30 protein-coding genes are annotated in these 25,555 nt (G+C 68.9%); 15 read left to right on the top strand and 15 right to left on the bottom strand.

Features of this window, described 5'->3' with window-relative positions; genetic code table 11:
* Positions 1-106: 106 nt before the first annotated feature.
* The gene (locus tag OG453_RS08890; RefSeq protein ID WP_266866211.1) at positions 107-1,264 is read left to right on the top strand and encodes an acyl-CoA dehydrogenase; all 1,158 of its coding nucleotides are present in this window, start codon (positions 107-109) and stop codon (positions 1,262-1,264) included.
* 651 nt (positions 1,265-1,915) lie between these two features.
* Here the strand turns inward: OG453_RS08890 and OG453_RS08885 are convergent.
* From OG453_RS08885 to OG453_RS08875, 3 genes are read right to left on the bottom strand one after another with little or no spacing between them, the layout of a single operon-like run.
* Positions 1,916-3,115 (bottom strand): dipeptidase, encoded by a 1,200-nt coding sequence (locus OG453_RS08885; RefSeq protein WP_266866209.1) that lies wholly within the window; start codon positions 3,113-3,115, stop codon positions 1,916-1,918.
* A gap of 5 nt (positions 3,116-3,120) precedes the next feature.
* On the bottom strand, positions 3,121-3,666 hold the full coding sequence (gene purE / locus OG453_RS08880) for a 5-(carboxyamino)imidazole ribonucleotide mutase (protein ID WP_266866207.1): 546 nt from the start codon (positions 3,664-3,666) through the stop codon (positions 3,121-3,123).
* Positions 3,663-4,802, bottom strand: coding sequence for a 5-(carboxyamino)imidazole ribonucleotide synthase (locus tag OG453_RS08875; RefSeq protein WP_323178619.1), 1,140 nt, complete (start codon positions 4,800-4,802; stop codon positions 3,663-3,665). The genes purE and OG453_RS08875 overlap by 4 nt, the downstream gene beginning before the upstream one ends.
* 209 nt (positions 4,803-5,011) lie before the next feature.
* On the opposite strand from OG453_RS08875, the gene OG453_RS08870 reads away from it, so the two are divergent.
* Entirely contained in the window at positions 5,012-5,536 is a 525-nt protein-coding gene (locus OG453_RS08870) for a GtrA family protein (RefSeq protein ID WP_266866203.1), read from the top strand.
* 8 nt (positions 5,537-5,544) lie between these two features.
* On the opposite strand, the gene OG453_RS08865 is transcribed toward OG453_RS08870, so the two are convergent.
* Both OG453_RS08865 and OG453_RS08860 read right to left on the bottom strand, forming a co-directional pair.
* Entirely contained in the window at positions 5,545-6,825 is a 1,281-nt protein-coding gene (locus OG453_RS08865) for an ATP-binding protein (protein ID WP_266866201.1), read from the bottom strand.
* Between the two features lie 171 nt (positions 6,826-6,996).
* Positions 6,997-7,674, bottom strand: a complete 678-nt coding sequence (locus OG453_RS08860) for a response regulator transcription factor (RefSeq protein WP_266866199.1) — start codon at positions 7,672-7,674, stop codon at positions 6,997-6,999.
* Between the two features lie 426 nt (positions 7,675-8,100).
* On the opposite strand from OG453_RS08860, the gene OG453_RS08855 reads away from it, so the two are divergent.
* Positions 8,101-9,627, top strand: a complete 1,527-nt coding sequence (locus OG453_RS08855; protein ID WP_266866197.1) for a peptide MFS transporter — start codon at positions 8,101-8,103, stop codon at positions 9,625-9,627.
* A gap of 104 nt (positions 9,628-9,731) precedes the next feature.
* Positions 9,732-10,556, top strand: coding sequence for an alpha/beta hydrolase (locus OG453_RS08850; protein WP_266866195.1), 825 nt, complete (start codon positions 9,732-9,734; stop codon positions 10,554-10,556).
* Positions 10,557-10,645: 89 nt separating this feature from the next.
* Here OG453_RS08850 and OG453_RS08845 read toward each other — a convergent pair whose 3' ends face one another.
* The 6 genes from OG453_RS08845 to OG453_RS08820 form a co-directional block, all read right to left on the bottom strand.
* Positions 10,646-11,989, bottom strand: coding sequence for a hypothetical protein (locus OG453_RS08845; protein WP_266866193.1), 1,344 nt, complete (start codon positions 11,987-11,989; stop codon positions 10,646-10,648).
* On the bottom strand, positions 11,986-13,080 hold the full coding sequence (locus tag OG453_RS08840; protein WP_266869764.1) for a hypothetical protein: 1,095 nt from the start codon (positions 13,078-13,080) through the stop codon (positions 11,986-11,988). Before OG453_RS08840 ends, OG453_RS08845 begins: the two co-directional genes overlap by 4 nt.
* A gap of 62 nt (positions 13,081-13,142) precedes the next feature.
* Positions 13,143-14,120: a DUF916 domain-containing protein gene (locus OG453_RS08835; protein ID WP_266866191.1), complete on the bottom strand. Its 978-nt coding sequence runs from the start codon at positions 14,118-14,120 to the stop codon at positions 13,143-13,145.
* Positions 14,121-14,221: 101 nt separating this feature from the next.
* The gene (locus OG453_RS08830) at positions 14,222-14,953 is read right to left on the bottom strand and encodes an LPXTG cell wall anchor domain-containing protein (RefSeq protein WP_266866189.1); all 732 of its coding nucleotides are present in this window, start codon (positions 14,951-14,953) and stop codon (positions 14,222-14,224) included.
* Positions 14,954-15,160: 207 nt separating this feature from the next.
* Positions 15,161-15,676 (bottom strand): ATP-binding protein, encoded by a 516-nt coding sequence (locus OG453_RS08825; protein WP_266866187.1) that lies wholly within the window; start codon positions 15,674-15,676, stop codon positions 15,161-15,163.
* Positions 15,677-15,940: 264 nt separating this feature from the next.
* On the bottom strand, positions 15,941-16,309 hold the full coding sequence (locus OG453_RS08820; RefSeq protein ID WP_135332046.1) for an STAS domain-containing protein: 369 nt from the start codon (positions 16,307-16,309) through the stop codon (positions 15,941-15,943).
* 238 nt (positions 16,310-16,547) lie between these two features.
* Between OG453_RS08820 and OG453_RS08815 the strand changes: the two genes are divergently transcribed.
* The gene (locus OG453_RS08815) at positions 16,548-17,522 is read left to right on the top strand and encodes an RNA polymerase sigma factor SigF (protein WP_266866183.1); all 975 of its coding nucleotides are present in this window, start codon (positions 16,548-16,550) and stop codon (positions 17,520-17,522) included.
* An 81-nt stretch (positions 17,523-17,603) separates the two neighbouring features.
* On the opposite strand, the gene OG453_RS08810 is transcribed toward OG453_RS08815, so the two are convergent.
* The gene (locus OG453_RS08810) at positions 17,604-18,296 is read right to left on the bottom strand and encodes an aspartate/glutamate racemase family protein (protein WP_266869763.1); all 693 of its coding nucleotides are present in this window, start codon (positions 18,294-18,296) and stop codon (positions 17,604-17,606) included.
* Between the two features lie 231 nt (positions 18,297-18,527).
* Here OG453_RS08810 and OG453_RS08805 point away from each other — a divergent pair, with 231 nt between their 5' ends.
* Complete coding sequence (locus OG453_RS08805) at positions 18,528-19,358, top strand: hypothetical protein (protein ID WP_266866181.1); 831 nt, start codon at positions 18,528-18,530, stop codon at positions 19,356-19,358.
* 22 nt (positions 19,359-19,380) lie between these two features.
* On the opposite strand, the gene OG453_RS08800 is transcribed toward OG453_RS08805, so the two are convergent.
* Both OG453_RS08800 and OG453_RS08795 read right to left on the bottom strand, forming a co-directional pair.
* On the bottom strand, positions 19,381-19,713 hold the full coding sequence (locus OG453_RS08800; RefSeq protein ID WP_266866179.1) for a hypothetical protein: 333 nt from the start codon (positions 19,711-19,713) through the stop codon (positions 19,381-19,383).
* On the bottom strand, positions 19,714-20,097 hold the full coding sequence (locus tag OG453_RS08795) for an ATP-binding protein (protein WP_266866177.1): 384 nt from the start codon (positions 20,095-20,097) through the stop codon (positions 19,714-19,716).
* 115 nt (positions 20,098-20,212) lie between these two features.
* On the opposite strand from OG453_RS08795, the gene OG453_RS08790 reads away from it, so the two are divergent.
* The 9 genes from OG453_RS08790 to OG453_RS08750 all read left to right on the top strand — a co-directional run bounded on the left by OG453_RS08790 (position 20,213) and on the right by OG453_RS08750 (position 24,399).
* Positions 20,213-21,064 carry a helix-turn-helix transcriptional regulator gene (locus tag OG453_RS08790; RefSeq protein ID WP_266866175.1) on the top strand — a complete coding sequence of 284 codons (852 nt, stop codon included), beginning with the start codon at positions 20,213-20,215 and terminating at the stop codon, positions 21,062-21,064.
* A complete protein-coding gene (locus OG453_RS08785) occupies positions 21,045-21,260 on the top strand; it encodes a DUF397 domain-containing protein (protein WP_266866173.1) in 216 nt (71 codons plus the stop codon). The genes OG453_RS08790 and OG453_RS08785 overlap by 20 nt, the downstream gene beginning before the upstream one ends.
* Positions 21,261-21,273: 13 nt before the next feature.
* Positions 21,274-21,786, top strand: a complete 513-nt coding sequence (locus OG453_RS08780) for a DUF6879 family protein (protein WP_266866171.1) — start codon at positions 21,274-21,276, stop codon at positions 21,784-21,786.
* A gap of 171 nt (positions 21,787-21,957) precedes the next feature.
* Positions 21,958-22,158 carry a hypothetical protein gene (locus tag OG453_RS08775; RefSeq protein ID WP_266869762.1) on the top strand — a complete coding sequence of 67 codons (201 nt, stop codon included), beginning with the start codon at positions 21,958-21,960 and terminating at the stop codon, positions 22,156-22,158.
* Positions 22,139-22,675 carry a DUF6879 family protein gene (locus OG453_RS08770; protein WP_266866169.1) on the top strand — a complete coding sequence of 179 codons (537 nt, stop codon included), beginning with the start codon at positions 22,139-22,141 and terminating at the stop codon, positions 22,673-22,675. Before OG453_RS08775 ends, OG453_RS08770 begins: the two co-directional genes overlap by 20 nt.
* The gene (locus OG453_RS08765) at positions 22,644-22,841 is read left to right on the top strand and encodes a helix-turn-helix transcriptional regulator (RefSeq protein WP_323178618.1); all 198 of its coding nucleotides are present in this window, start codon (positions 22,644-22,646) and stop codon (positions 22,839-22,841) included. Before OG453_RS08770 ends, OG453_RS08765 begins: the two co-directional genes overlap by 32 nt.
* A 12-nt stretch (positions 22,842-22,853) precedes the next feature.
* Positions 22,854-23,516 carry a DUF5753 domain-containing protein gene (locus OG453_RS08760; RefSeq protein ID WP_266866165.1) on the top strand — a complete coding sequence of 221 codons (663 nt, stop codon included), beginning with the start codon at positions 22,854-22,856 and terminating at the stop codon, positions 23,514-23,516.
* A gap of 63 nt (positions 23,517-23,579) precedes the next feature.
* Entirely contained in the window at positions 23,580-23,816 is a 237-nt protein-coding gene (locus OG453_RS08755) for a DUF397 domain-containing protein (RefSeq protein ID WP_266866163.1), read from the top strand.
* A 76-nt stretch (positions 23,817-23,892) separates the two neighbouring features.
* Positions 23,893-24,399 carry a hypothetical protein gene (locus OG453_RS08750; protein ID WP_266866162.1) on the top strand — a complete coding sequence of 169 codons (507 nt, stop codon included), beginning with the start codon at positions 23,893-23,895 and terminating at the stop codon, positions 24,397-24,399.
* Here the strand turns inward: OG453_RS08750 and hutI are convergent.
* Positions 24,362-25,534, bottom strand: coding sequence for an imidazolonepropionase (gene hutI, locus OG453_RS08745; protein WP_266866160.1), 1,173 nt, complete (start codon positions 25,532-25,534; stop codon positions 24,362-24,364). The two genes, OG453_RS08750 and hutI, sit on opposite strands and share 38 nt — an antisense overlap.
* Positions 25,535-25,555 lie beyond the last annotated feature (21 nt).

Raw genomic sequence — 25,555 nt, 5'->3', positions numbered from 1 at the left:
TCCCCTTGCTGCCCGCTGTCAGGAAGGTCACGTATCCGTCCCGTGAGCCGACCACTAAAATTTGGGTTACTTAACGGTAATTAGCATCCTTGGAGCGTGAGAGACCTTGGCCGGATCGGCTGATTTCGACCTGTACCGCCCGTCCGAGGAGCACGACATGCTCCGCGACGCGATCCGTTCGCTGTCCGAGGCGAAGATCGCACCGTTCGCCGCGGCAGTCGACGAGGAGGCCCGCTTCCCGCAGGAGGCGCTCGACGCCCTCGTCGCCAATGACCTGCACGCGGTGCACGTACCGGAGAGCTACGGCGGCGCGGGCGCCGACGCGCTCGCCACGGTCATCGTGATCGAGGAGGTGGCGCGAGTCTGCGCCTCGTCCTCGCTCATCCCCGCGGTGAACAAGCTGGGCTCCCTCCCCGTGATCCTCTCCGGCTCCGAGGAGCTGAAGAAGAAGTACATGTCGCCGCTCGCCAAGGGCGACGGCATGTTCTCGTACTGCCTGAGCGAGCCCGACGCGGGCTCGGACGCGGCCGGCATGAAGACGAAGGCCGTCCGTGACGGGGACGAGTGGGTCCTCAACGGCGTGAAGCGCTGGATCACCAACGCGGGTGTGAGCGAGTACTACACGGTCATGGCCGTCACTGACCCGACCAAGCGCTCGAAGGGCATCTCCGCCTTCGTCGTCGAGAAGTCGGACCCGGGCGTCTCCTTCGGCGCCCCGGAGAAGAAGCTCGGCATCAAGGGCTCGCCGACCCGCGAGGTCTACTTCGACAACGTTCGCATCCCCGCCGACCGCATGATCGGCGAGGAAGGCACCGGCTTCGCCACGGCGATGAAGACCCTGGACCACACCCGCATCACGATCGCGGCCCAGGCACTCGGCATCGCGCAGGGCGCGCTCGACTACGCCAAGGGGTACGTCAAGGAGCGCAAGCAGTTCGGCAAGCCGATCGCGGAGTTCCAGGGCGTCCAGTTCATGCTCGCGGACATGGCCATGAAGATCGAGGCGGCACGTCAGCTGACGTACGCGGCGGCGGCGAAGTCCGAGCGCGGCGACGCCGACCTCACCTTCCAGGGTGCGGCGGCGAAGTGCTTCGCATCCGATGTCGCCATGGAGGTCACCACGGACGCCGTCCAGCTGCTCGGCGGCTACGGCTACACCCGTGACTACCCCGTCGAGCGGATGATGCGCGACGCGAAGATCACGCAGATCTACGAGGGCACGAACCAGGTCCAGCGGATCGTGATGGCCCGCAACCTTCCCTAGCGCCTGCGCTCTCACCGGTACGTTCGTCGCCCTCGCCCCTTACTTGGGGCGAGGGCGACTTCGTGCTGACGGCCTACTTTGGCCACGTGTGCGCGGTGACGCGCGTGTTGTCGACGCCGGACAGGAAGTAGAAACTCATCCACTACCGGATCGGCAAAGCCCCCACTCAGCAACCGAACCCCGCAGATTGATCAACCCGCCACCACCGAGCCCCAGTTGACCGGGGCCGGGGCCCACACCTCAGGCGGGGGCGGGTGGGTGGGAGAGAGGCGCGCCGCAGCACGGTGCGGTCCTGCGTCGGCTGCGGGGCAGTCCGGACGCCCCGCACCTCGGGGCGATAGCCCCACATCGGGCCCAGACACAGGCCGCAACGCCGGGCGGCACCCATCCGCACGCCGGGCCGGGGCCGGGGCCCACAGCCTCAGGCGGGGGCGGGTGGGTGGGAGAGGGGCGAGGTGCAGCACGGTGCGGTCGCGCGAGGGCTGCCGGGCACGCAGCCGGCGGTGCCCCGCCACGCGGAGAAGGCCCCCAGCCGGCGGGACCCCACCACCGTGGGCAAGCCCCCCAGCCACGGGGGCCGCCTCGCAGGGAAGGGCCCTCCCCGCAGGGCCCCACCCCCGCGGGGAGGGGCCCGGCAACGTACCCCTGGACTCAGGCGTCCAGCTGCTCCAGCGTCGCCACCGACGGGCCCCGGCGGGACTGGATGTCCCGTGCCACGTCCTCCGCGGCGGCAAGGACCCGTACCGCGTTCTGCCACGTCAGCTTCGCGAGGTCGGCCCGGGACCAGCCGCGGTCGAGGAGTTCCGCGATCAGGTTCGGGTAGCCCGCGACGTCGTCGAGGCCGTCCGGCGTGAACGCCGTGCCGTCGTAGTCGCCGCCGATGCCGATGTGGTCGACGCCCGCCACCTCGCGCATGTGGTCGAGGTGGTCCGCCACCGTGGAGACCGTCGCGATGGGGCGCGGGGTCGACTCCTCGAAGGCCGCGTGGACCTTCATCGCCTCCGGCGTCGTGTCCAGGTGGTGGAAGCCGTGCGCCCGCATGTTCTCGTCGGCCGCCGCGGTCCAGTCCACCGCCGCCTGGAGGACGAACTTGGGGACGAACGTCGCCATCGCCACGCCGCCGTTCGCCGACAGGCGCTCCAGGACGTCGTCCGGGATGTTGCGCGGGTGGTCGCACACCGCTCGCGAAGAGGAGTGGGAGAAGATCACGGGTGCCACGGACGTGTCCAGTGCCGCCCGCATCGTCGTCGCCGCCACGTGCGAGAGGTCCACGAGCATGCCCGTGCGGTTCATCTCCCGAACCACCTCACGGCCGAAGGCCGACAGGCCCCCGACGCCCGGCTCGTCCGTCGCCGAGTCCGCCCACGCGATGTTGTCGTTGTGCGTCAGGGTCATGTAGCGGACGCCCAGCGCGTGCAACGCCCGCAGCGTGGCAAGGGAGTTGTTGATCGAGTGGCCGCCCTCCGCGCCCATCAAGGACGCGATACGGCCCTCGGTGCGGGCCTTCTCCATGTCCGCGGCCGTCAGAGCGCGGGCCAGATCCGAGGGATGGCGCGCCAGCAACTGCTCGACGCAGTCGATCTGTTCGAGCGTCGCGCTGACCGCCGCGTCGCCGGTCAGGTCCGTGCGGACGTACACCGACCAGAACTGCGCGCCGACACCGCCCGCCCGCAGGCGGGCGATGTCCGTGTGGAGGCTGCCCGTCTGGTCGGCCGCGATGTCGAGGCGGTCGATGTCGTAACCCGCCTTCTCGCGCAGCGCCCACGGCAGGTCGTTGTGGCCGTCGACCACCGGGAAGTCGGCGAGGAGGGAACGGGCATCATCCAGAGAGGCACTGTCCAGAGAAGTCATGCCGCTTACTTTCCCGAGCCGAAGCCGAAACCGGAACCCGCGCCTTCGACCTTGGCCCGAAGCCGCTTGCCCTTCTCCGTGGCCTGCTCGTTCAGCTCCTGCTGGAACTCCCGCATACGCGCGAGGAGTTCGGGGTCGTGAGCGGCGAGGATGCGGGCCGCGAGGAGGCCCGCATTGCGCGCGCCGCCGACCGACACCGTCGCCACGGGGACTCCGGCCGGCATCTGCACGATGGAGAGGAGGCTGTCCATGCCGTCCAGGTACTTCAGCGGGACGGGGACTCCGATGACGGGGAGCGGGGTCACCGAGGCGAGCATGCCCGGCAGGTGCGCCGCACCGCCCGCGCCCGCGATGATCGCCTTGATGCCGCGGTCGGCCGCCTGCTCGCCGTACGCGATCATCTCGCGCGGCATGCGGTGCGCGGAGACGACGTCGACCTCGTAGGGGATCTCGAACTCGTCGAGCGCCTTGGCCGCCGCCTCCATGACGGGCCAGTCGGAGTCCGAGCCCATGACGATGCCGACTACGGGAGACACAGGAGACGTGCTCATTCGGTGATCGTTCCTCTGAGGTAGCCGGCTGCGTGACGGGCGCGCTCGAGCACGTCGTCCAGGTCGTCGCCGTAGGTGTTGACGTGGCCGACCTTGCGTCCGGGCTTCACGTCCTTGCCATACATGTGGATCTTCAACTGCGGGTCGCGCGCCATGCAGTGCAGGTACGCCTGGTACATGTCCGGGTAGTCGCCGCCCAGGACATTGGCCATGACCGTCCACTTCGCGCGCGGGCGCGGGTCGCCGAGCGGCAGGTCGAGCACCGCGCGGACGTGGTTGGCGAACTGGGACGTGATCGCGCCGTCCTGCGTCCAGTGGCCCGAGTTGTGCGGGCGCATCGCCAGTTCGTTGACCAGGATGCGGCCGTCTGTCGTCTCGAAGAGCTCGACCGCCAGGTGGCCGACCACGCCGAGGTCCTTGGCGACGCGCAGCGCCAGCTCCTCGGCCTGCAGGGCGAGGGCCGCGTCGAGGCCTGGCGCCGGGGCGATCACCGTGTCGCAGACGCCGTCGACCTGTTGCGACTCGACGACGGGGTAGGCCACGGCCTGGCCGTGCGGAGAGCGCACGACGTTCGCCGCGAGCTCGCGTACGAAATCGACCTTCTCCTCGGCGAGCACAGGGACACCGGCCCGGAAGGGGTCTTCGGCGTCCTCGACGGAACGTACGAACCACACCCCCTTTCCGTCATAGCCGCCACGCACCGTCTTGAGGATCACGGGGAAGCCGTCGCCCTCGGCCGCGAAGGCGGCCACGTCGGCCGGATCCTTCACGATCCGATGGCGTGGACACGGCACGCCGATCTCCATGAGCTTCGCGCGCATCACGCCCTTGTCCTGGGCATGCACCAGCGCGTCGGGACCCGGACGCACGGGGATGCCGTCCGCCTCCAGGGCCCGTAGATGCTCGGTGGGTACGTGTTCGTGATCGAAAGTGATCACGTCGCAGCCCCTCGCGAAGTCACGCAGCGTGTCGAGGTCGCGATAGTCGCCGATGACGACATCGCTGACGACCTGCGCCGCGGAATCCTGAGGGGTGTCACTGAGGAGCTTGAATCTGAGGCCGAGGGGGATGCCCGCCTCGTGGGTCATGCGGGCGAGCTGACCGCCGCCGACCATGCCGACTACCGGGAACGTCACACCCCCAGGGTATCGGCCTGTATCGGCCATCGGAGAACGGCCGGATTCCGCGCCCACCACCGCCTCTCCCGTCACAGAGCCGCCACAGTGTGGAGACGTCCGCGAGCGTCGGACGGGGGTCGCTGGTTAGCATGGCTGGGTTGACGCGACCGAATCACCACATCGTCGACACGACCAAATTCGAATCGACGGGGGTTGGGGCGACCACCATGACGGAACGTGGCGCACTACGGGTGCGGCTGGATCGGCTAGCGCGCGAAGTCGTCAAGTTCGGGGCCGTGGGAGCGGTCGGGACGGTGGTGAACTTCGGCGTCTTCAACTTCGTACGCCATGTCTCCGACCTGCAGGTCGTACGCGCGAGCGTGATCGCCACGGTCGTCGCGATCGCCGTGAACTACGTCGGTTTCCGTTACTTCACGTACAAGGACCGTGACAAGAGCGGCAGGACGAAGGAGCTCACGCTCTTCCTGCTGTTCAGCCTCGTCGGCCTGGTGATCGAGAACGGCGTGCTCTACGCGGCGACGTACGGCTTCGGCTGGGACGGCCGTCTGGAGTCCAACCTCTTCAAGTTCCTCGGCATCGGCATCGCCACCTGCTTCCGCTTCTGGTCGTACCGCACCTGGGTGTTCAAAACGCTGCCCGCGCGGGAGACCGTCGCCCATGCGGAATCGTTCCTGGACGCGGAGCCCGAGCCCTCCAGGCCCCCCCGGCGCACCGTGCAGCGGACCCGCTAGCGGAGCCGTTAGCGGACCGTTTCCCCGCCGTCACCGCCGTCGCGCCTCTGCGGCGGCGTACGCGAGAGGAACAGGCCGAACACCGGCGGCTTCGTCTGCAGCATCTCCAGGCGGCCGCCGTCCGCCTCGGCCAGGTCGCGCGCCACGGCGAGGCCGATACCCGTCGAGTTGTGGCCGCTGATGGTGCGCTCGAAGATCCGTGCGCCGAGATCGGCGGGGACTCCGGGGCCGTTGTCCGTGACCTCGACGACCGTCTGGGTGCCGGTGACGCGGGTGCGCAGGGCGACGGTGCCGCCGCCGTGCATGAGCGAGTTCTCGATCAGCGCGGCCAGGACCTGGGCGACCGCGCCCGGCGTGCCCACGGCCTGCAGATGCCGCTTGCCGGAGCTGACGATGGCGCGGCCCGCGCTGCGGTAGGCCGGGCGCCACTCCTCCAGCTGCTGCTTGATGACCTCGTCCAGGTCGAAGGAGACGGCCGAACCGGTGCGCGGGTCACGGGAGTTGGTGAGCAGCCGCTCCACCACGTCGGTGAGCCGCTCGACCTGCGCGAGCGCGATCGTCGCCTCCTCCTTGACCGTGTCCAGGTCGTCGGTGACGGTGATCTCCTCCAGGCGCATGGAGAGGGCCGTCAGCGGCGTACGCAGCTGGTGCGAGGCGTCGGCGGCGAGGCGGCGCTCGGCGGTCAGCATGCGGCCGATGCGCTCGGCGCTGCCGTCCAGGACGTCCGCGACCCGGTCGAGTTCCGGCACCCCGTACCGCTTGTGGCGCGGCCGCGGGTCGCCCGAGCCGAGGCGCTCGGCGGTCTCGGCGAGGTCGGTGAGCGGGGATGCCAGGCGGTTGGCCTGGCGCACGGCGAGGAGTACGGCGGCGACGATCGCGAGGAGCGCGACGGCGCCGATGATCAGGAGCGTGCGGCCGACCTCCTGGGTGACCGCTGTGCGGGGCTCCTCGACGGTGACCCGCTCGCCCTCCTCGCCGCCCGCGGTGGCCCGGATGACGTCGCCGCCGGGGCGGCTGCCGATCTCGATGGGGGTGCGGCCGGGGATCTCGATGAGGGCGTAGCGGTCGTTGTCGACCCCGGCCACGTCACGCAGGATCTCGGCGTTGATCCGCTCGTCGCTGATGAGCCGGCTGTCGACGATGCCGGCGAGGCGGACGGCCTCGGAGGTGACTCGCTCCTGGGCGCTGCTGCTGATGGTCCTCGTCTCTACGACGACGAGGCTCACTCCGAAGACGGCGATGACTACGAGGACCACGGCTAGCGTGGAGCTGATCAGGCGGCGGCGCATTTACCCAGTGTCCTGGATACGGGCCCCGTCAGGGGCGCGGGGAACTGCGCGACAAGCCCCCACCGGCCCGCAGACGCGTCTGTCTCCGGCGGTTCTACGGCGAGTGCGGGTTCATCGTGGTTGCTCGCGCAGTTCCCCGCGCCCCTTACGGGGCGCTCCTCCCGCCCCGGATCAACTCTTCTCGAAGCGGAAGCCCACGCCCCGTACCGTCGCGATGTACCGCGGGTTCGCCGCGTCGTCGCCCAGCTTCTTGCGCAGCCAAGAGATGTGCATGTCCAGGGTCTTGGTGGAGGACCACCATGTGGTGTCCCAGACCTCGCGCATCAGCTGGTCGCGGGTGACCACCCGGCCCGCGTCGCGGACCAGGACCCGCAGCAGGTCGAACTCCTTGGCCGTGAGCTGGAGCTCCTCCTCGCCCATCCAGGCGCGGTGCGACTCGACGTCGATCCGCACGCCGTGCGTGGCCGGCGGCTGCTGCGGCTCGGTGGCGCCGCGCCGGAGCAGGGCCCGGACCCGGGCGAGCAGCTCGGCGAGGCGGAAGGGCTTGGTCACGTAGTCGTCGGCGCCCGCGTCCAGGCCCACCACGGTGTCCACCTCGTCGGCCCGGGCGGTCAGGATGAGGATCGGCGCCGTGTGCCCCTCGGCGCGGAGCCGGCGGGCCACCTCCAGGCCGTCCATGCCGGGCAGCCCCAGGTCGAGTACGACGAGGTCGACGCCGCCCTGCAGACCTGCGTCGAGGGCGGTCGGGCCGTCCTGACGGACTTCGACCTCGTAGCCCTCCCTGCGCAGGGCGCGGGCCAGCGGCTCCGAGATGGACGCGTCGTCCTCGGCGAGCAGTACACGGGTCATGGGGTGATGGTAGTCCGCGACGGACGACCGCCGTGGGGTGATCGACAGCTGATCGAATGCTTACGGTGGAAGCCTGCGGCTATGAGGTGCGATCCTGAGAATCACCTTTAGATGTGGGCTGTTGGTTCCGTCATAACCTGTGATCCATCTCTCAAGTCCTTCCATATGCCGCACTCTCGTGACGTATGGTGACCCAACGCCTGATGCACTACTCAAGGACCTTTGGCCCGCTGTGCGCGCCTTAGGTCTCTTTTATGTGCGGGTTGGCTCAAGCCAGCCTTGAAAGGAATGACCTGTGGTCGGGCCCTGCGCGTGACGATGCGCCCAGGGCGTGGATCTCGGAGTCGCAAGACGCCGGTGCCGACCGCCCCCCACCGGGCGCGCACACGCTCCTGCCGCGCGTCCCGAACCCACGAGGATCGACTCATGGCGTCCAGCCTGACGAAGGACTCGGCCAGTACCCCTGGCTCTGAGAAGACCTTCTTCGGCCACCCCCGCGGACTGGCCACACTCTTCATGACCGAGATGTGGGAGCGTTTCTCCTACTACGGCATGCGCGCTCTGCTCGTGCTCTACCTGGTCTCCGGCGGCGCCGACGCGGCCACCGGCAGCCAGGGCGGCGGCCTTGCGTACACCGCGGCGACCGCCACGGCCATCTACTCCGTCTACGTGGCCATGGTCTATCTCATGGCCATGCCCGGAGGCTGGATCGGCGACCGCATCTGGGGCGCCCGCAAGACCGTCGCCATCGCGAGCCTCGTGATCGTCGCCGGTCATGTGTGCCTGGCCCTGCCGAGCTCGGCGATGTTCTTCGTCGGTCTGGCCCTGGTCGCGGTCGGCTCGGGTCTGCTGAAGGCCAACATCTCGACGATGGTCGGCCAGCTCTACAGCGACCCGAAGGACCTCCGCCGCGACGGTGGCTTCACCATCTTCTACATGGGCATCAACCTCGGTGCCTTTGCCGCGCCCTTCGCCATCGGGATTCTCGGCGAGAAGGTCAACTGGCACCTGGGCTTCGGCCTGGCCGCGATCGGCATGGCGCTCGGCGCGATCCAGTTCATGGTCGGTTCCCGCCACCTGGCCGCCGAGAGCAACCAGGTCCCGAACCCGCTGTCGGCCGAGGAAAAGCGCGGCGTCATCGTCAAGACGCTGGCGGCCGTCGCCGCGATCGCGGCGTTCTACTCCGTCGTGGCCTTCACCGACGTCTACCGGCTCACCCTCAACTGGGCGCTGCTCCCGATCACCGTGGCCGGCCTGCTGATCCCGGTCGCGGTACTGGTCAAGATCAAGCGGGACAAGGACCTCAACGCCGAAGAGCAGACCAAGATGACGGCGTTCATCTGGTTCTTCGTGGCCGCTGCGATCTTCTGGATGATCTTCGACCAGGGCGCGTCGACGCTGTCCCTCTTCGGTGACTCCAGCACCTCCCGGGACATCTTCGGCTGGGAGATGCCGAACACCCTGTTCCAGTCGCTGAACCCGGGCTTCATCATGCTGCTCGCCCCGGTCTTCGCCGCCGTCTGGATCGCGCTGGCCCGCCGCAACCGCGAGCCCAGCACGATCGTGAAGTTCTCCTTCGCCCTGGTGGTGGCCGGCGCCTCGTTCTTCGTGTTCCTCGTCCCGATGGGTATGGCCACCGGCGACACGAAGGTCACCATGTGGTGGCTGGTGCTGATCTTCCTGATGCACACGGTCGCCGAGCTGTGCCTGTCCCCGGTGGGCCTGTCGCTGACCACGAAGATGGCGCCCGCGAAGTACGCCTCCCAGATGATGGGAGTCTTCTTCCTCGCCGTCACCGCGGGTGACAGCGTGACCGGCATGCTCGCCATCGCCGGGGTCGACCTCAACGGCCGGGGCATGGTCGCCCTGGAGGCCACGGCCGCGGTGCTCGCCGGCTTCGCGGTCTACACGGCCCGCAACAAGGTCAGGGCGCTCATGGGCGACGTGCGCTGACCCGCAAAGACCCACGCTCGAACTGAAGGCCGCCGCACCACCCGGTGCGGCGGCCTTTGGCGATTTCGCGGGCGCGGGGCCGCAGGGCGGTGAAGCATCTGGCCATGCGTCGTACGTTGCCGGCCCTCGCCCTGTGTGTGGCGTTGCTGTCGTCCAGTGCCGCCGTCCAGGCCGCTCCCGAGCCGCCGCCCGGCACGACCTTCTCGTACGGGGGGCACCCTCGGCAGACCCTCACCGTGTACGGCGACGGGGGCCCCGCCCTGCTGATCCTGCACGGCGGTTCCTGGGTGCGGGACACCGACTGGAGCGGGTGGGCCCGGTGGTTCGCCGGGCAGGGGTTCACCGTGTACGACACCGACTACCGGCTCGCCACCGACGCCGCCTGGCCCGCGCAGCGCGACGACGTGCTCGCGGCGCTGCGGTGGGTGGAGCGGCGTTCGGGCGAGCGGCCGCTGGTGCTCGGATCGTCCGCGGGCGGGCATCTCGCCCTGAGCGCAGGGGCGTACGGGGCCGGCGGCACACGGGTCCGCGGCGTCGTGGCCCTCTCCCCCGTCGCCTCGCCCCACCGCGCCTGGGTGGACGGCGGGCGGCCCGCCGCCTCGTCCGCGCAGCGCGGTCTGCGGCGGTCGGCCCAACTGCTCGCGGGGTGCTCGCCGGACCGGGGCGGGCAGCGGTGCTGGAACCGGTGGGCCGACCTCGCCGCCAAGTCACACGCATCGGGCCCGGACGACGCCCCCATGCTCCTCGCCCACTCGGCGGGGGACTTCGTGCCGGTCGCGCACTCGGCTGAACTCGCGGGCGCGCAAAGCAGGTTGGGCCTGACCGATGTGACGGTGCGTACGGTGCGGGGGTCGGGGCACGGAGGGCCGCTGCTCAGTGCTCCGGCGATGGCGCAGAACGTACTCCGATGGCTTCAGGAGCACTCTTGAGGGGCGCTGAGGGGCGCCCCGTAAGGGGCGCGGGGAACTGCGCGACCAGCCACAACGGACCCGCAGAATTCCCCGCACCCCGCAGGGCATTAGCGCAAGCCGCCCCGCCGCCTGGGCAGGAACGTGAACACCGCGCCGCCCAGCAGGATCACCGTGCCGGCGACCAGACCCAGGGCCCGCAGCGCGCCGTTGTCATCGGCGCCGGTCTCGGCGAGGCCACCACCACCAGAGGACGAACCCCCGGCTGAGCCACCCGTGTCGGAGCCGCCCGCGGATCCGGACCCGCCTGCCGCGCCGCCAGGCTGGGCCGCCGTGTCGATCTCCAGGGACACCTCCGTCTTGGCCGGCGTGCAGGTCGTCGTCGTACCGAGTGCCTCGACCGTCAGGACGCCCGGTGAGAGCGTCGACTTTCCGTCGGCGCCCGGCTTGTAAGTGCCGGTCAGGTCAGGGATGTTGATCGGTTCGCCGGACTTGATGGGCTCCTTGTTGGTGGGGCCCTCGACATGCACCGTGCCCTTGTCCGCGCCGCCCAGCTTGACCTCCATGGACGGCTTCACCGAGTCCGCGGGGATGTCGGCGGGGCTGTCCATGACGGACTTCTTGAACTGCACGGTCAGGCCGTAGTTCCCGCCGTCCTTCTTCGCGTCGATCTGGACGGGGGACGTCGCTTCCTTGTCGCCGATGGGCGTCTTGCACTTGTAGGGGATCTGGACTTCCTTGCCGGTGAAGTCGGTCTCGCCGCCGCCACCTCCGGTGGAGCCGCCGGTCGAGCCTCCTCCCGTGTCACCACCGGTGTCACCACCCGACGAACCGCCCGTACCTCCCGTACCGCCGGTGTCGCCGCCGGTCGAGCCACCTGACGTACTGCCGCCTGAACTACCGCCGCCGTCCGTCACCTTGATGGTCGCGCCCGCCTTCACCTGCTCCTTCGGCGTGCACTTGGTGTCGGTCGACATCGGCTTGCTGACGTTGATGTTGTACGCGTCCGGGGTGAGCGTGACGTCGCCCGCCTTGGTCAGTTTCAGTTTGCCCTTCATGTCGGACAGGACCATCGGGCTGTTCTTCTTGATCGGCGGATTGACCCGCTCGCCCGCCATCGCCAGGTCCCCGGTCTGACCGCCCGCCACCTTGATGGTGCCGGTCGGCTTCACCGTGTCCTTGTCGAGGTCGAGGATGTCCGGGTTCTTGGACGCGGCCTGGGTCGTCTTCCATACGACCTCGACCTCGTCGCCCACCTTCGCGGTGGCCGGCGCGGTGATCTCCACCTTCGTGGTGCCCTGCACCGGCGGCAGACCCGAGATCGCCGGCGGGATGCACTCCGTCTTGTACGCCACCTCGGCGGCCTGCGCGGGGCCCGCCGCAAACAGGATGCCCGCCCCGCCAAGGAGGAGCGAGACCGAGGCCGCGCCCGCTCTCCGTCGTTTGCTGATCACGTGTTTCCCTTCGTCGTATTCGTCGTCGGGCTGTTCTCTGACGGTGCGGAGAGCTGTCCGGCGGGTGCGGTCCCGCCGGGGTCGGTGTCAGGGGTGAACCACGGGAGGGTGGTCGTGTGCGTACCGGGTTCCTCCGTGACGGTCGGCTTCGTACGCTGCTTGCCGCGCGCCGCCTGATCCGCCGCGACCGCCCCCTGAGGCAGCCGCAACTTCGGCAGCCGGTCGGTGAGTTCGGCGAGCCTGCCGGTGCAGTGCCGCCCCGGGGCACGGGTGCGCGCGCCGCCGCGGCGGTTCGGGCGGAGCCTGTCCACCACCGCCATGCCGATGCGGAAGACGGCGGCAGGCACGACCACGCAGAGCAGGATCCAGAAGAGGGTGACGCCCCAGGGGCGGCCGACGCCCCAGGGCTGCTCGGCGAGGACCTTGCCGCCGAACTTCAGCGAGACCAGGTAGTTGCCGTGCGCTCCCGCCGAGAGCTCCACCGGCAGTTTGATCTGCGCCTTCTTGCCGGGGGCTATGGTGCCGCGCCACTGCTGCTCCTCCCACTGCGGGGCGAACACGCCGTGGGAGGTGCCCACTTGGAAGATCGGGTCCTTGACGGGGGCGGAGCCGACGTTGCCCACCGTGAAGACGAACTTGCGGGACGGCGGGGCGCCGAACCAGTTCAGTACGCCGCTGGATCCTTCCAGGCGGGTGTCGGTGAGGACGGATAGCCTGCCGCCGCCCTGCTGCTTGGGCAGGGCTTCCACCGGGTGGCCGGCGACCTTGAAGGGGGCGTCCGCCTGGGCCTTCTCCCCCGTGACGGTCGCCACGTGGACCACGCAGGGGCAGGGCTCCAGCGGCTCCACCACGGGGAGCTTCTTGGTGAAGGTGCCGTCGCTCCTGGTGGTGACGGCGAGGCCCTCCGCGTTGGCGCAGGAGTTCGTGCCGCCGGGGACGCCTCTGGCCGGGGTGGCCTGGCCGCAGATGAGGATCATCAGGAGGGCGTCGGGGCGCCAGGCCTTGCCCTTGACGGTGATGTCGCCGCCCTTGCCGGCCTGGGTCTTGGAGAGGGTCACTTCTGGCTTGGCCGCGGCGGACGCCTGCGGCATCAGCGCGAAGCCGAGCAGGGCCACTACTGCCAACAACGCGGGCAGCCCCTTCCGGTAGCCGTTCACAGCTGCTCGCCCCTTCCCGTCCCCGCTGACGTCAACTCCCGCTCTGTACTGCCCTGTTCAAGCTCGTCCGGTGGCGGTTCCCCCACCGGCCCCCTGCGTCTGCGTACGAACCAGAACGCCGCCCCCGCAAGCCCAAGGAGCGCAGCCCCGGCCCCCGCCACCCAGCCCCACGGCGCAAAGCGCACCGAGGCCGATGCCTCGCCCCTGGCACCGCCTGCCGCCGTCACCGTGAGGGTCACCTCGGCGGAGTCGAGGGAAGGGGCGTCCTTCCACGGTTCCGTCAGGGTGACCCTGCGGCCGGGGAGGAGTTCGATCGGGAGGGGGCGGGCGGGGCGGTCCAGGAGGGTGCCGAAGAGTCCCTCGGCGCGGACCGCCAGCTTCGGGGTCAGGACGGTGTTGCCGCGGTTCACGATGTCGTACGTGATGCGCGAACCCTCCGCCTTCACCTTCTCCACCGTCAGCGCGGACAGCGTCGGGCCGCTGACCCGCAGATGCACACGGACCCCCGCGTCGCGCCCGCCGCCGCGCGCGACGATCGCCCCGGGGTGGTCGCCCGGTATGGCGCCCTCGGGGACGCTCACGCTGAACGGCACCTCGGCGCGGGTGCGCGGCGGCACCTTCACCTCGCGCCGGGCGAAGGTGATCCAGGAGCCGGTGTCGGTGGGCTTCCCCCGGTCCAGGGAGAAGGCGCCGCCCCGCGTGTTGTCCGCGTCCGCGCCGGTCAGCTCGATCGTGCGCGGCTTCGACCCCGGATTGGTGACCGTCACCGTGTCCTCCAGGACGGAGCCGGGCGTGCCCTCCACATAGAAGTAGGGCCGCCCGTCCTTCGCGGGCCGCGTCCCGCCTCCGGCCGATGGCGCGACGGACCATGCTCCGGACTCGTCGGCGTACCCGGGAGTCGCCACAGCCGCGCCCGTCACCAGTAAGGCCACGGCCAGGGGGAGAGCGCGGGCAACGGACAGCAGCGACGGCATCGGCGGCTCCTGGATCTTCGTACGCGATGAACGCGTCGTACGCGGCGGTCGGAATGAGGGCGCGCGCGGTCACCGCGTCCCCACGACGCCGCGCACCGCGCCTATCGCGAACGCGCCGCCTGGTTCCTGCGGGTCAGCCACAGCGCACCGGCCGCGCCCGCGAGCAGCACCGTGCCGCCGAGGGTGCCGAGCGCGATCGCGGAGTCCGCGGGTCCGGTCTGCGGGAGTTCGTCGCCGCCGGAGGGGGCGCTCGCCGAGCCGCCGGAGCCGCTGTCATCACTCGATCCGCCGCCTGTGGTGCCGCCCTCGTCGCCGCCGCCCGAACCCTTCACGTCCAGGGAGAGCGAGGGCTTGGGGCTGTTGGACGGGGTGCACGTCGTCGTCGTACCGAGTGCCTTGATGGTCAGGACACCGGCGGTGAAGGTGACCTTGCCGCTCCTCTTCGGCGTGTACGTCCCGGTCAGATCGCTGATCTTGATGGGGGTGTTGGCGGGGATCGCCTTGTCGTTGGGCGCCCCGGACACCGGGACCGTGCCGCTCTCGGCGCCGCCCAGCTTGATCAGCGCGCTCGGCTTCATCGCGCCCTTGCCGAGCTCCACGGGGCTGGAGGAGACGCCCTTCTGGAAGGACATGGTGAGTTTGTAGCCGCTGCCGCTCTTGACGCTCTTGATGTCGATCGGCGAGACCGCGCCCTTGTTCCCGATGGGCGTCTTGCACTGGTAGTTGACGTCCTGGACCTCGGCCTGCGCGGCGGGGGCGGCCATCAGCACCGCCGAGCCACCGGCCAGAACCGTGGCGAGCGCGAGTGCGGCCCTGCGTTTCTGGTGAGACACCTCAAGTTCCCCTCATGCCGGTCGTGGCGTGCCGCGGGGTGCGGATTTACTGACGGCACATCAGATTGGGCGCTCAAGGTACGCCCGGCGCCTTGCCGAGGGAAGACAAAGAACGCGCCGGATCTGTAGTGATCCGGCGCGTGAACGAACCGCGGGTAACCCAAGGGGGAATTGGGCGGACGCTACGAAGGGCGGCCCGGGCGCGCACTACACGGGCGCGCTCAGCTCCGCCCACACCGTCTTGCCGGAGACGCCGGGGGTTCTGACGACCCCCCAGTCCAGGCAGAGCCGCTGCACGATGAACATCCCGTGCCCGCCGGGCCGCCCCGCGCGGTGCGGCGTGCGCGGCGCCGGCTGGCCCGCGCCGCGGTCGGAGACCTCTATGCGCAGCACCTTGGCGTCGGAGGAGAGCCACAGCTCGTCCGGACCCTCGGCGTGCAGACACGCGTTGGTCACCAGCTCGGAGACGACGAGGAGGACATCCTCCGCAGCCGCGCGCTGATCGGCGCCCGCCGCGGGCAGCCAGCCCCACGCCTGCAGGGCCTGGCGCGCGAAGTCCCGGGCGAGCGGGACGATGCCGCTCGCGCCGTTCAGGCTCAGCCTGCGGACCTGGCGACCCTGACCGACCGCAGCCGCGGAGGCCGGGCCCTCGGGAGCGTCCGCGACGGCGGCCTCCGACTCCGGGCCGCGGTCGCCCGGCGAGTAAGGCCGGGTGGTGCTCATCAGCGCTTCACCTCACCGACAAGGGGACTCTGGACAAGAAACTGGACAAGATTGATTTAGAGACTTCTGACGCGACTTCCGACGGGACTCCTGACCGGACCTCTGACCGGACTTCTGCTGACGGATCCAGGGTGTCTCCTGCCCGGCCGAACCGTGAGAACACCCACTTATTCGGTGCGACCCGTGTGACGCTGGTAACGCGACGATCACGCAGGGACAACTGGCGCGTAACTCTTGAGTACGTACCGTCAGCGGGCGCCCCGCTCAGAGGGTCAGCGCCGCTTCTAGCGTCTCGTGGACGGTGAAGACCGCATCGGCACCAGTGATCTCGAAGACCCGGGCCACCACCGGCTGCATCCCTGCCAAATGGACTCCGCCTCCCGCGGCCTCGGCTTTGAGCCGGGCGCCGAGAAGCACATTGAGCCCCGTGGAGTCCATGAACTCCAGCCCCGAACAGTCGATGACAAGCCGCGAGAAGCCGTCGTCGAGGCAGCTCTCGAGTGGCTCACGCAACAAATCGGCGGTGTGGTGATCCAACTCACCCGCCGGAGTCACGACGGCACTCGGGCCCTCTCCTCGCACTTCGACCAGAAGTCGGCCCCGATGTGCGCTGCCGACCGTCCCGCGGTCCATTCCGTCACTCACTTCCGACCGTCGTGGCTGTTGATGACGCCCTTGAACATTACCGCCCTCAGTACGCCCCGGGTACCCGAACATCCCCCCGAATTCGGACATTTCGTCGCAGAACGCACTTGCGACTGAGCTGTTCAAGCGGGTAGGGGTAGAAGAGACAGCAATCAACACGGACGGCTTTGGAGGCGCCGCACACCGCAGTGCACGTATTGGCATCGGCAGCCATATGCCGAGAACGATGGAGGACACCATGTCACCCCGGCTCGACGAATCGCATACTGACCAGGCGACGTCGACACTCCCGCCGCACCGCATCGAGACAGCGATCCCGGGCCCCCGCACGGACGGCACGCCGGAAGTCTCTCCGGCCCCGCAGTCCGCGCCAGACGCGGAAGCCCTGGAGAACGGGCTCGCCGATCTGCCCGAGATCCCGCCGTACGCCGAGGTGGGGCCGCTGGACGCGAGGGCTCTGTCCAAGACGCTCTTCGAACGCCTCGAGTCGCTCGAGGAAGGCACCCACGAGTACGCGTACGTCCGCAACACGCTGGTCGAACTCAACCTCGCCCTGGTGAAGTTCGCCGCCTCCCGGTTCCGCTCCCGCAGCGAGCCGATGGAGGACATCATCCAGGTCGGCACCATCGGCCTGATCAAGGCGATCGACCGCTTCGAGCTCAGCCGCGGCGTCGAGTTCCCCACCTTCGCCATGCCGACCATCGTCGGTGAGATCAAGCGCTTCTTCCGCGACACGAGTTGGTCGGTGCGCGTGCCGCGCCGCCTTCAGGAACTCCGACTGGACCTCGCCAAGGCGGGCGACGAACTCGCCCAGCAGTTCGATCGCGCCCCCACGGTGGGCGAGCTCGCCGAGCGCCTGGGCATCTCCAACGACGAGGTCGTGGAGGGCATGGCCGCCTCCAACGCGTACACGGCAAGCTCGCTGGACGCCCAGCCGGAGGAGGACGACTCCGAGGGCGCGCTCGCGGACCGCATCGGTTACGAGGACCACGGGCTCGAAGGCATCGAGTACGTCGAGTCGTTGAAGCCGCTGATCGCCGAACTGCCGCCGCGTGACCGGAAGATCCTGTCGCTCCGCTTCGTCGCCAACATGACGCAGTCGGAGATAGGCGATGAGCTGGGCATCTCGCAGATGCACGTGTCGCGCCTGCTGTCACGCACGCTGGTCAAGCTCCGCAAGGGTCTGACCGTCGAGGAGTGACCCCGCGCGTTGCCCAAGCTGTCCTCAATCGCCGGACGGGCTCAATGAGTTGAGCTGCCCGTCCGGCGATTGCTTTTCTCTTCAGCTCTGCAGCGCCGCGGCCACGGCTGCCTCCGCGTGGATCCGCGTCGTGGGGAACAGCGGGACGTCGCTGTGTTCCTGGGAGATGAGCAGCTCGATCTCCGTGCACCCGAGGATCACTCCCTCGGCGCCGTCACGCACGAGGTCCGCGATGACCTCCTGATACGCCGCACGGGACTCGTCCCGCACGACCCCCACGCACAACTCCTCGTAAATCACCCGGTGCACAAGCGCCCGCCCCGCCGCATCCGGAACAAGGACGTCCAACCCCCGCGAGACAAGCCGCTCCCGATAGAAGTCCTGCTCCATGGTGAACGCCGTACCGAGCAGCCCCACACGCCGCACCCCTGCATCGAGCACGGCATCGGCGGTCGCGTCCGCGAGGTGGAGCAGCGGCACGGAGAGGGCGCCCTGCACCTGGTCGGCGACCTTGTGCATGGTGTTGGTGCAGATGAGCACGAAATCGGCGCCGGCGGCCTCAACTCCCTTGGCGGCGGCGGCCAGCACCTCCCCCGCCCGCTCCCACTCCCCCGCCACTTGCAGCCGCTCGATCTCGGCGAAATCCACGGAGTAGAGCACGCAGCGGGCGGAGTGCAGTCCGCCGAGGCGCTCGCGTACGAGTTCGTTGAGCAGCCGGTAGTACTCGGCGCTGGACTCCCAACTCATGCCGCCGAGCAGCCCGATGGTCTTCATGGGGGCGTTGATGGGGGCATTGCTGGAGGCGTTACTGGGAGCATTCATGGGGGCGTTCATGGGGTCACCTTTCCATTTTCCATTGCCGCCAGTTCGAGGACCGCAGGGATCACGGACCCTCGCCACGCCCGCGTCGGGGCGCGAGTGTACGCTCGCCCCCGCTGTGCCAGCCGAGACTGAACTGAGCTGCTGCCCCCACGCCGGCGCCGACTTCGACCCGCACGAGGAGACATGCGTCGCACTGCACCAGCGCCCCTTGCCTTGGCCCTCGCCCTCACCGCTCTCACCGGCCTCACCGCGGCAGGCTGCGCGCCGGACCCCGGCGGCAGCGGAGGTGCGCGCGGCGCCTCCGAGAAGCCCGCCGCCGACGATTCCCCCGCGGCCAAGGCGTTGCGCAACGCCGTTGAGGCCACCCGCGGCACGAGCGTCAAGATCAACGAGACGATCATCTTCCAAGACGAGGGGAAGAAGATTCTCCTCACCATGAACGGCCCCTTCGACCTCGCCCGCGACCGCGGGAATCTCGTCGTCCAGAAGAGCGGCCCCAACCCCATCGAACGGCTCGACCAGGTCTTCGCAGGTGACAAGGTCTACCTCGGGACCGGCAAGGACCGGTGGCTCGTGACCACCCGCTCAAAGGCCGAGTCCCACTACTTCCTGCGCGCCCCGGTCAACGACCCGCAGCACCTCCTGGACCAGATCGCAGCCACCAGCAAAGTCAAGAAGGCGAGCCCGGACCCCGTCTACGGCATCAACGCCACCCACTATCGCGGCGTGCTCGACCACCGCGCGCTGACCGTGCGCATGGCCGCGAAATCCCGCGACGACATCGACGCCCTCCACCTGGCCGAGGAGGACCCTGACCAGCCGGTATCCGTAGACGCGTACATGAAGGAGGGACGCCTCGTGCTGGCCAGGCTCAGCTACCGGAACGGGGGCAGGTCCGTCCACGTCAACTTCGCGCTGTCGGACTTCGGCGCACCGGTGACGGCCCCCGTGCCGCCGTCGGCGACCCCGTCCGCGCCTCCGTCCACGGGAGCCATGGTCGTCATGACCGGCTGACACGGAACATCCGGAATCCCGCTCAGGCCAGGCTCACGGGCAGCGCGATGCCGTGGATCACGGCCGGCCCGTAGTCCACGCCCTCCAGCGCGAGGGCCAGCGCCAGCCGCCGTTCGGCTTGGAGGAGGCGGTGCTCTGCGGCGCGGTAGTAGGGGCGGGTGAGGGGGGTGCCGCTGACGTCGATGGGTTGCCCCTCGGTGACCTCGCGGGCGTAGGGGCTGCGGGGGAGGTTTCGGGGGCTGGGCCTGGGGTTCGGCTTTCCGGGTTTCGGTGGCTGCGGCTCTGGCCGGGTGACGCGGGCCCGGCGTCGTACGCCCGTACCGGGCAGCAGCCGCGCGAGCAGGCGGCTCAGCACCTACCCCTCCCCCAGCTCACACCAGACGGTCTTGCTGTCCGCCCCCTGCTCCACGCCCCACCGCAGCGAGACCGCGTCAAGGAGCGCCAGGCCGCGCCCCGTCTCGTCGTCGCTGCCCGCGCGGCGGGGGAGGGGCCAGGCGCGGGGGTCCGGATCGGTGACGGCCACGCGAATCCGGCCGGGGGCGCCGGTGACGCGGACGGTCACCGGGGTTCCCTCGCCGAGGTGCCGGATCACGTTGCTGAGGAGTTCGCTGACGCAGAGCTGGAAGTCGGGGTGGGGGCCGTAGGGGAACGTGCTGAGGGTGCGGCGGAGTTCGGGGACTGCTTTGGGCACGGCAAGCAGGTCGAGTTCGAAGTCGGGGGCGGAGTCCGGGACTTGCATGGGGTACGCCTTCCAGTGCGCTCTGTGATGTTTCGGTCACACAGTGGTGTGGGGCGGCGTAACGTGACAGGGGTTTGGGTTGCGCAGGGCGACTGGCAAATGGCGGTGGTGAGTTGTGCCTCCTCGTAAAGATCCCGACGCGTCTGCGAGTGTTCCGGCCTTCTACGGCGCGGAGTTGCGCTTCAAGAGAGAAGCCTCGGGCCTCACCCTCGAACGGCTGGCCGAGGGCAGCTATCGGGGTGTCTCCTTCCTCAGCCAGATCGAGCGCGGTGAGCGGCGCATGCCACTCGATCTGGCCCAACACGTCGACGAGAAGCTCGGGACGGACGGCTTTTTCCAACGCCGTTGTGAAGATGCGCGCAAGGCCCGCCAGGGCGGTCACGCCGAGTACTTCGCGGATGTCGCGGAGATGGAGCGGTATGCGGAGTCCATTGAGGAGTGGGCGCCAATGCTGGTCCCTGGCTTGCTTCAGACCGCTGCGTACACGCGCGCGATCGTACGAGCGGCAATGCCCCGGGCCTCGACCAGCGAAGTCGAGAAGAAGGTGGATGCCAGGATGGAGCGTTCCGAGCTCTTCGAGCAGGCGAAGCCACCGGAGTTCTGGGCGATCCTGGACGAGTCGGTGGTCCGCCGCCGGGTCCTCGCACCGCAGCAGATGGCTGAACTGCTGGAGCACATCGCGGAGGTGGTCGAGTCCACCCGGTCGATTGTGCAGATCGTTCCGGAAACCACCGCCGCCCATCCGCTCATGATGGGCATGGCCAAGGTCATGACCTTCACGGACGCACCTCCGGTCGTGTACACCGAGAGTCTGCACAGCGGCCAACTCATCGACTATCCGGCGCTCGTGAAGCAGTACCGACGGTCGTACGATCTGCTCAGGGCCGTCGCACTGCCGCCTGAGGCGACCCTGGCCATGATCGAGGATGCGGCTGAGGATTACCGAAATGGCAAGCCACGACATTGACTTGAGCACAGCTGCCTGGCGCAAGAGCAGGCACAGCAACGGCACCGGCGGTGACTGCGTCGAGATAGCCGACAACCTCCCCGGCGTCGTCCCCGTCCGCGACTCCAAGCTCCCGCACGGCCCCGCCCTCGTGCTCCCCACGAACGCGTGGACCCCCTTCATCACCGCCGTCACGAAAGGCGAACTGACCGCCTGAGGGAGGACTATTCGTGTCGTTGGACGGTGAGGACTGGCGTCGGTTTTTCGACGCCTTCGAGCAGGAGGCCTGGCGGTTCGAGGCGCAGGCGACGTACACCATGCCCAAAGAGCAGGAGAACGTTGCCCGCTTCCTGCGGGGCGAGGCCAAGCCCGCCGACCACAACGCCCGCTGGCACGAGCGAGTGCACGCATACATCGAGTCCGGCAGGCGCATCGGCCGCGTCCGCATCGTGCGCCGACCGCTCACCGACTACCAGCGGTACCAGTTCGCCTGGGGCATCCCCGGAAACATTGCCGCCGGAGAGGACATCCGCGTCCTGGATGTGACGCAGGAGGGCTATGGCTTGCCACTCTCCGGGCGCGACTGGTGGATGTTCGACGAGTCCCGCATCGCCCACCTGAATTTCCGGCCGGACGGTACACAGATCAATCGCGAGGCGTACGAGGGTGATCCGGCCCCCTACCGGGAGTGGAAGCGCATAGCCCTTGAGCACGCCGTGCCCTTCGAGGAGTTCATGCACTGATCACGCGCCACACCCATGTAGTGGCTGGTCAAGTCGCCATCTGCCATGACTTGGCCCCACGGTTCTATGCGACTACGTGACTGGACTGCGGCCGTCCTTGTGGCAGGGGTATGACCATCCGTAGCTTGCTGAACCACACAGACCGGAGGGGTCTCAGTGGACGAACTGCGGATGATTGCCGGTGGACCGTGCACCAGCGACTACGACAAGTGCGGGAACGGCGACTGCCCGACCGTGTACGCGACGCCGGAACCCGGCATGTTGGCGATTCAGGGATACGACGTGACCCACCCGACGCCTGATGGCGAATCGGTCGTGTTGATCCCGGAGGACATCCTGAAGGAGGCGGCCCGTGCCCGTGGATGGCTCTAGCCCCGTACTGCTGGACGGCGACGCGTGGCAGGCGTACTTCCGCGATTTCAAGCGTTCGGCCTTCCGGCTCGAAGTGCACCAGACGTACACCATGCCCGCCGAGGCTGAGGCGGTCCGCGACTTCCTTGCCGGCGCTCAGAAGCCTGAGGGCTTCAACGCGTCGTGGCATCGGACGATCAGAGACCATGCGGCGGCCGGGCGGACGATGACACGCGCCAAGATCGTGCACCGACCGCTCACGCCGTACAGCCGGTATCTGTTCGAGTGGTGCATCCCCGGCAATGTTGCAGCCGGGGAGGACTACCAAATGGTTGATTTGACTGACAGGTCGAACCCTGGAATTCCTGAACAGGATTTCTGGATGTTCGACGAGTCGACGGTCGTACACCTCAACTACCGCTCCGACGGAACGCAGATCAATCGCGAGCTGATCCAAGACCCAGACATGGGTAAGTATCTCGCGTGGCGGGATCTCGCCCTGGAAAGTGCCGTACCGTTCAGTGCCTATCGAACCTGAGACACAAGCACGGGAACGGAAGGACTTGGCGGAGGCCCTTCGAGGTCTCCGCCGTGCTTCCGGCCTCAGCGGTGAGCGACTGGCGCTCCGCTGCAACATGAGCCAGACAAAGATCAGTCGTATCGAGACTGGCCGCGCGCTGCCCACGGTCATTGACGTTGAGTGAATCCTCAAGGCTTTGGCCGTACCCGACGAGGTTTCCGACGAGCTGCTACGGCTGGCGCGCAGGGCCAATGTTGATTACGCGTCTTGGCGCGCTTATGCGCGTGTTGGCCTCTACCACAAGCAAGCCGAGCTGAAAGCACTTGAGTCTTCCTCGCGGGTGATGCGGCACTTCCTGCCCGCCATCCCTACCGGTCTCCTGCATGTCCGTGAGTACGCCATCGAGACGCTGTCACCCACGGTGGACAGCGATCCGGCCCGGGATGTCCTCAGGGCCGTGCGGGCCCGCATGCATCGGCAGGCCATCCTGGACGACACGTCACGCTCGTTCTGGTTCCTGATGACCGAGCAGGCCGTGAAATGGCGACGGGCGAGCGTCGGAGCCATGGGGGCGCAGTGTGCGCACATGGCGAAGGTCAACAGGAAGCCCAACGTCGAGATCGGGATAATCCCGCAAGGAGTGCAAGCGCCCGGCACTCCGATGAACATCTTCGTCGTATACGACGACCGCCTCGTGACGGTCGAATTGTTCTCCGGGGAAGTCGTGTTGCGCGACCCGAGGGATATAACCCAGCATCTGAATCTATTCGACCTGTTCTGGTCTCACGCCCTCACCGGCGATGACGCTTCAGCCTTTCTGACCGAAACCGCTGAAGGCTTTATGCGTCAACGTAACTAGCGCTCCACATTTCCCCGTTGGGGCGCAATGATGGCTTCACCAATTGAGCAGGAAGGTGCAGCCATGCAGAACAGAACTGACCTGTACAGCCTCCCTATCTCCGAGGCAGCCGTGTTCAGCAAGGCATGCGGAGGCAACACGCACCCGGACGGCGAATCGTGCGTGACCCTGGCCAAAATCGGCGAGAGCGCCTGGGCGGTGGGTGACAGCAAGCGGCCCGACATCCCGCCCCTGCGCTTCACCACAGCCGAGCTGGACGCGGCCGGTATCGATCCGGCGAGGTTCGGGCTCTCCGCCTGACCACGGCTCATGTGCCTTCGGCCGGGCTCCGATCCCTCCGCAGGACGGAGACCGGCCGGACCGAAGGGGACGACAGTTGCACCACCATGGCTACCTGTGGACCGGCCCCAAGCAACGCTTCGACGACGAGGCCCTGCGTCGGCCTCCGCCCCCGCAACCGCCTCCGGACGGCGGCCGCCCCGAGCTGATCCAGCGCCACCGGGAGGTGCAGGCGGAGTTCCCCGTCGTGGACCTGCCGCCGCTGGAAACGGCGTACTGGCTGATCAAACCGGAGAAGCTGATCCGGGGTACGTGGGAGGAGCCGAAGGAAGCCGCGGATTGGCTCGGGGAGCGGCTGGTCGAGTACGCGCCTCGGTTCGACTCCGGGAGCGGGCGGGAGGGGGCGCGCCTCGCGATACTCGTCGACTCCGCTGCCGAACGGCTCGGTTGGGGCGGCGACGTGTCCCACGGCTGCTATCTGGAACGGCCCTCGTTCCTGTCGCTGGCCCTGGTGTGCTGCTCCCCGAATCGCTTCCTGCCCGAACTTCCCTGCCCTGCAAGGGACATCAGCCGACGCGCACGCCCCGCCGCCATACCTCGCTGACCAGCGGCACCCCCGGCCGGTAGGCCAGGTGGACATGGCTCGGGGCGTCGAGCAGGGCCAGGTCGGCTCGGGTGCCCTCGCGGAGTACGCCGATGTCCGTGCGGCGCAGTGCCGCCGCGCCGCCCGCCGTCGCCGACCAGATCGCCTCGTCCGGGGTCATGCCCATGTCTCGTACCGCGAGGGCGATGCAGAAGGGGACCGAGGACGTGAAGGACGAGCCGGGGTTGCAGTCCGTGGAGAGGGCCACCGTCGCGCCCGCGTCCAGGAGGCGGCGGGCGTCCGGCCACTCCGCTCGGGTGGAGAACTCCGCGCCCGGGAGGAGCGTCGCCACCGTGTCGCTGTTCGCGAGGGCGTCCACGTCCGCGTCCGTCAGGTGCGTGCAGTGGTCCGCCGATGCGGCGTCCAGTTCCACCGCCAGTTGGACTCCCGGGCCGTACGAAAGCTGGTTCGCGTGGATGCGGGGGTGCAGGCCGCGTGCCTTGCCCGCCGTCAGGATCGCGCGGGCCTGGTCGCCGTCGAACGCGCCCTTCTCGCAGAAGACGTCGATCCAGCGGGCGTGCGGCGCGCAGGCGTCGAGCATCTCGCCCGTCACCAGTTCGACGTACGCCGCCGGGTCCTCGGCGTAGTCCGGGGAGACGATGTGCGCGCCCATGTACGTGACCTCGTCCGTGTGGCGGGACGCGATGCGCAGGGCTCGGGACTCGTCCTCGGTGTTCAGGCCGTAGCCCGACTTCGTCTCGAACGTCGTCGTGCCCTGGCGGAGGGCCTCCGCCAGGTAGTGCGTGAGGTTCGCCTCCAGCTCGGCGTCCGTCGCCGCGCGGGTCGCCGCCACCGTCGTGCGGATGCCGCCCGCCGAGTACGCGCGGCCCGACATGCGGGCGTTGAACTCCTGGGTGCGGTCGCCCGCGAAGACGAGGTGGGAGTGGGAGTCGACGAAGCCGGGGATCGCGGCACGGCCCTCCGCGTCGTGGGTGGTGTCCGCTGCGGGGGCCTTGGCGGCTGGGCCTACCCAAGCGACCTGCTCGCCGTCCAGGACGACGGCGGCGTCCGTCAGGAGGCCGATGGGGCTGCCGTCACCCTGCGCCGGGTCGTTGGTGACGAGGCTGCCGATGTTGGTGATGAGGGTGGTTGTCATGGGAGTCCTGTAGTCCTCTTC

The organism is Streptomyces sp. NBC_01381 (genome assembly GCF_026340305.1).
Classification (GTDB): Bacteria; Actinomycetota; Actinomycetes; order Streptomycetales; family Streptomycetaceae; genus Streptomyces.
The sequence above is the reverse complement of the archived record's forward strand: the minus strand, read 5'-3'. Positions and strand labels throughout refer to the sequence as shown.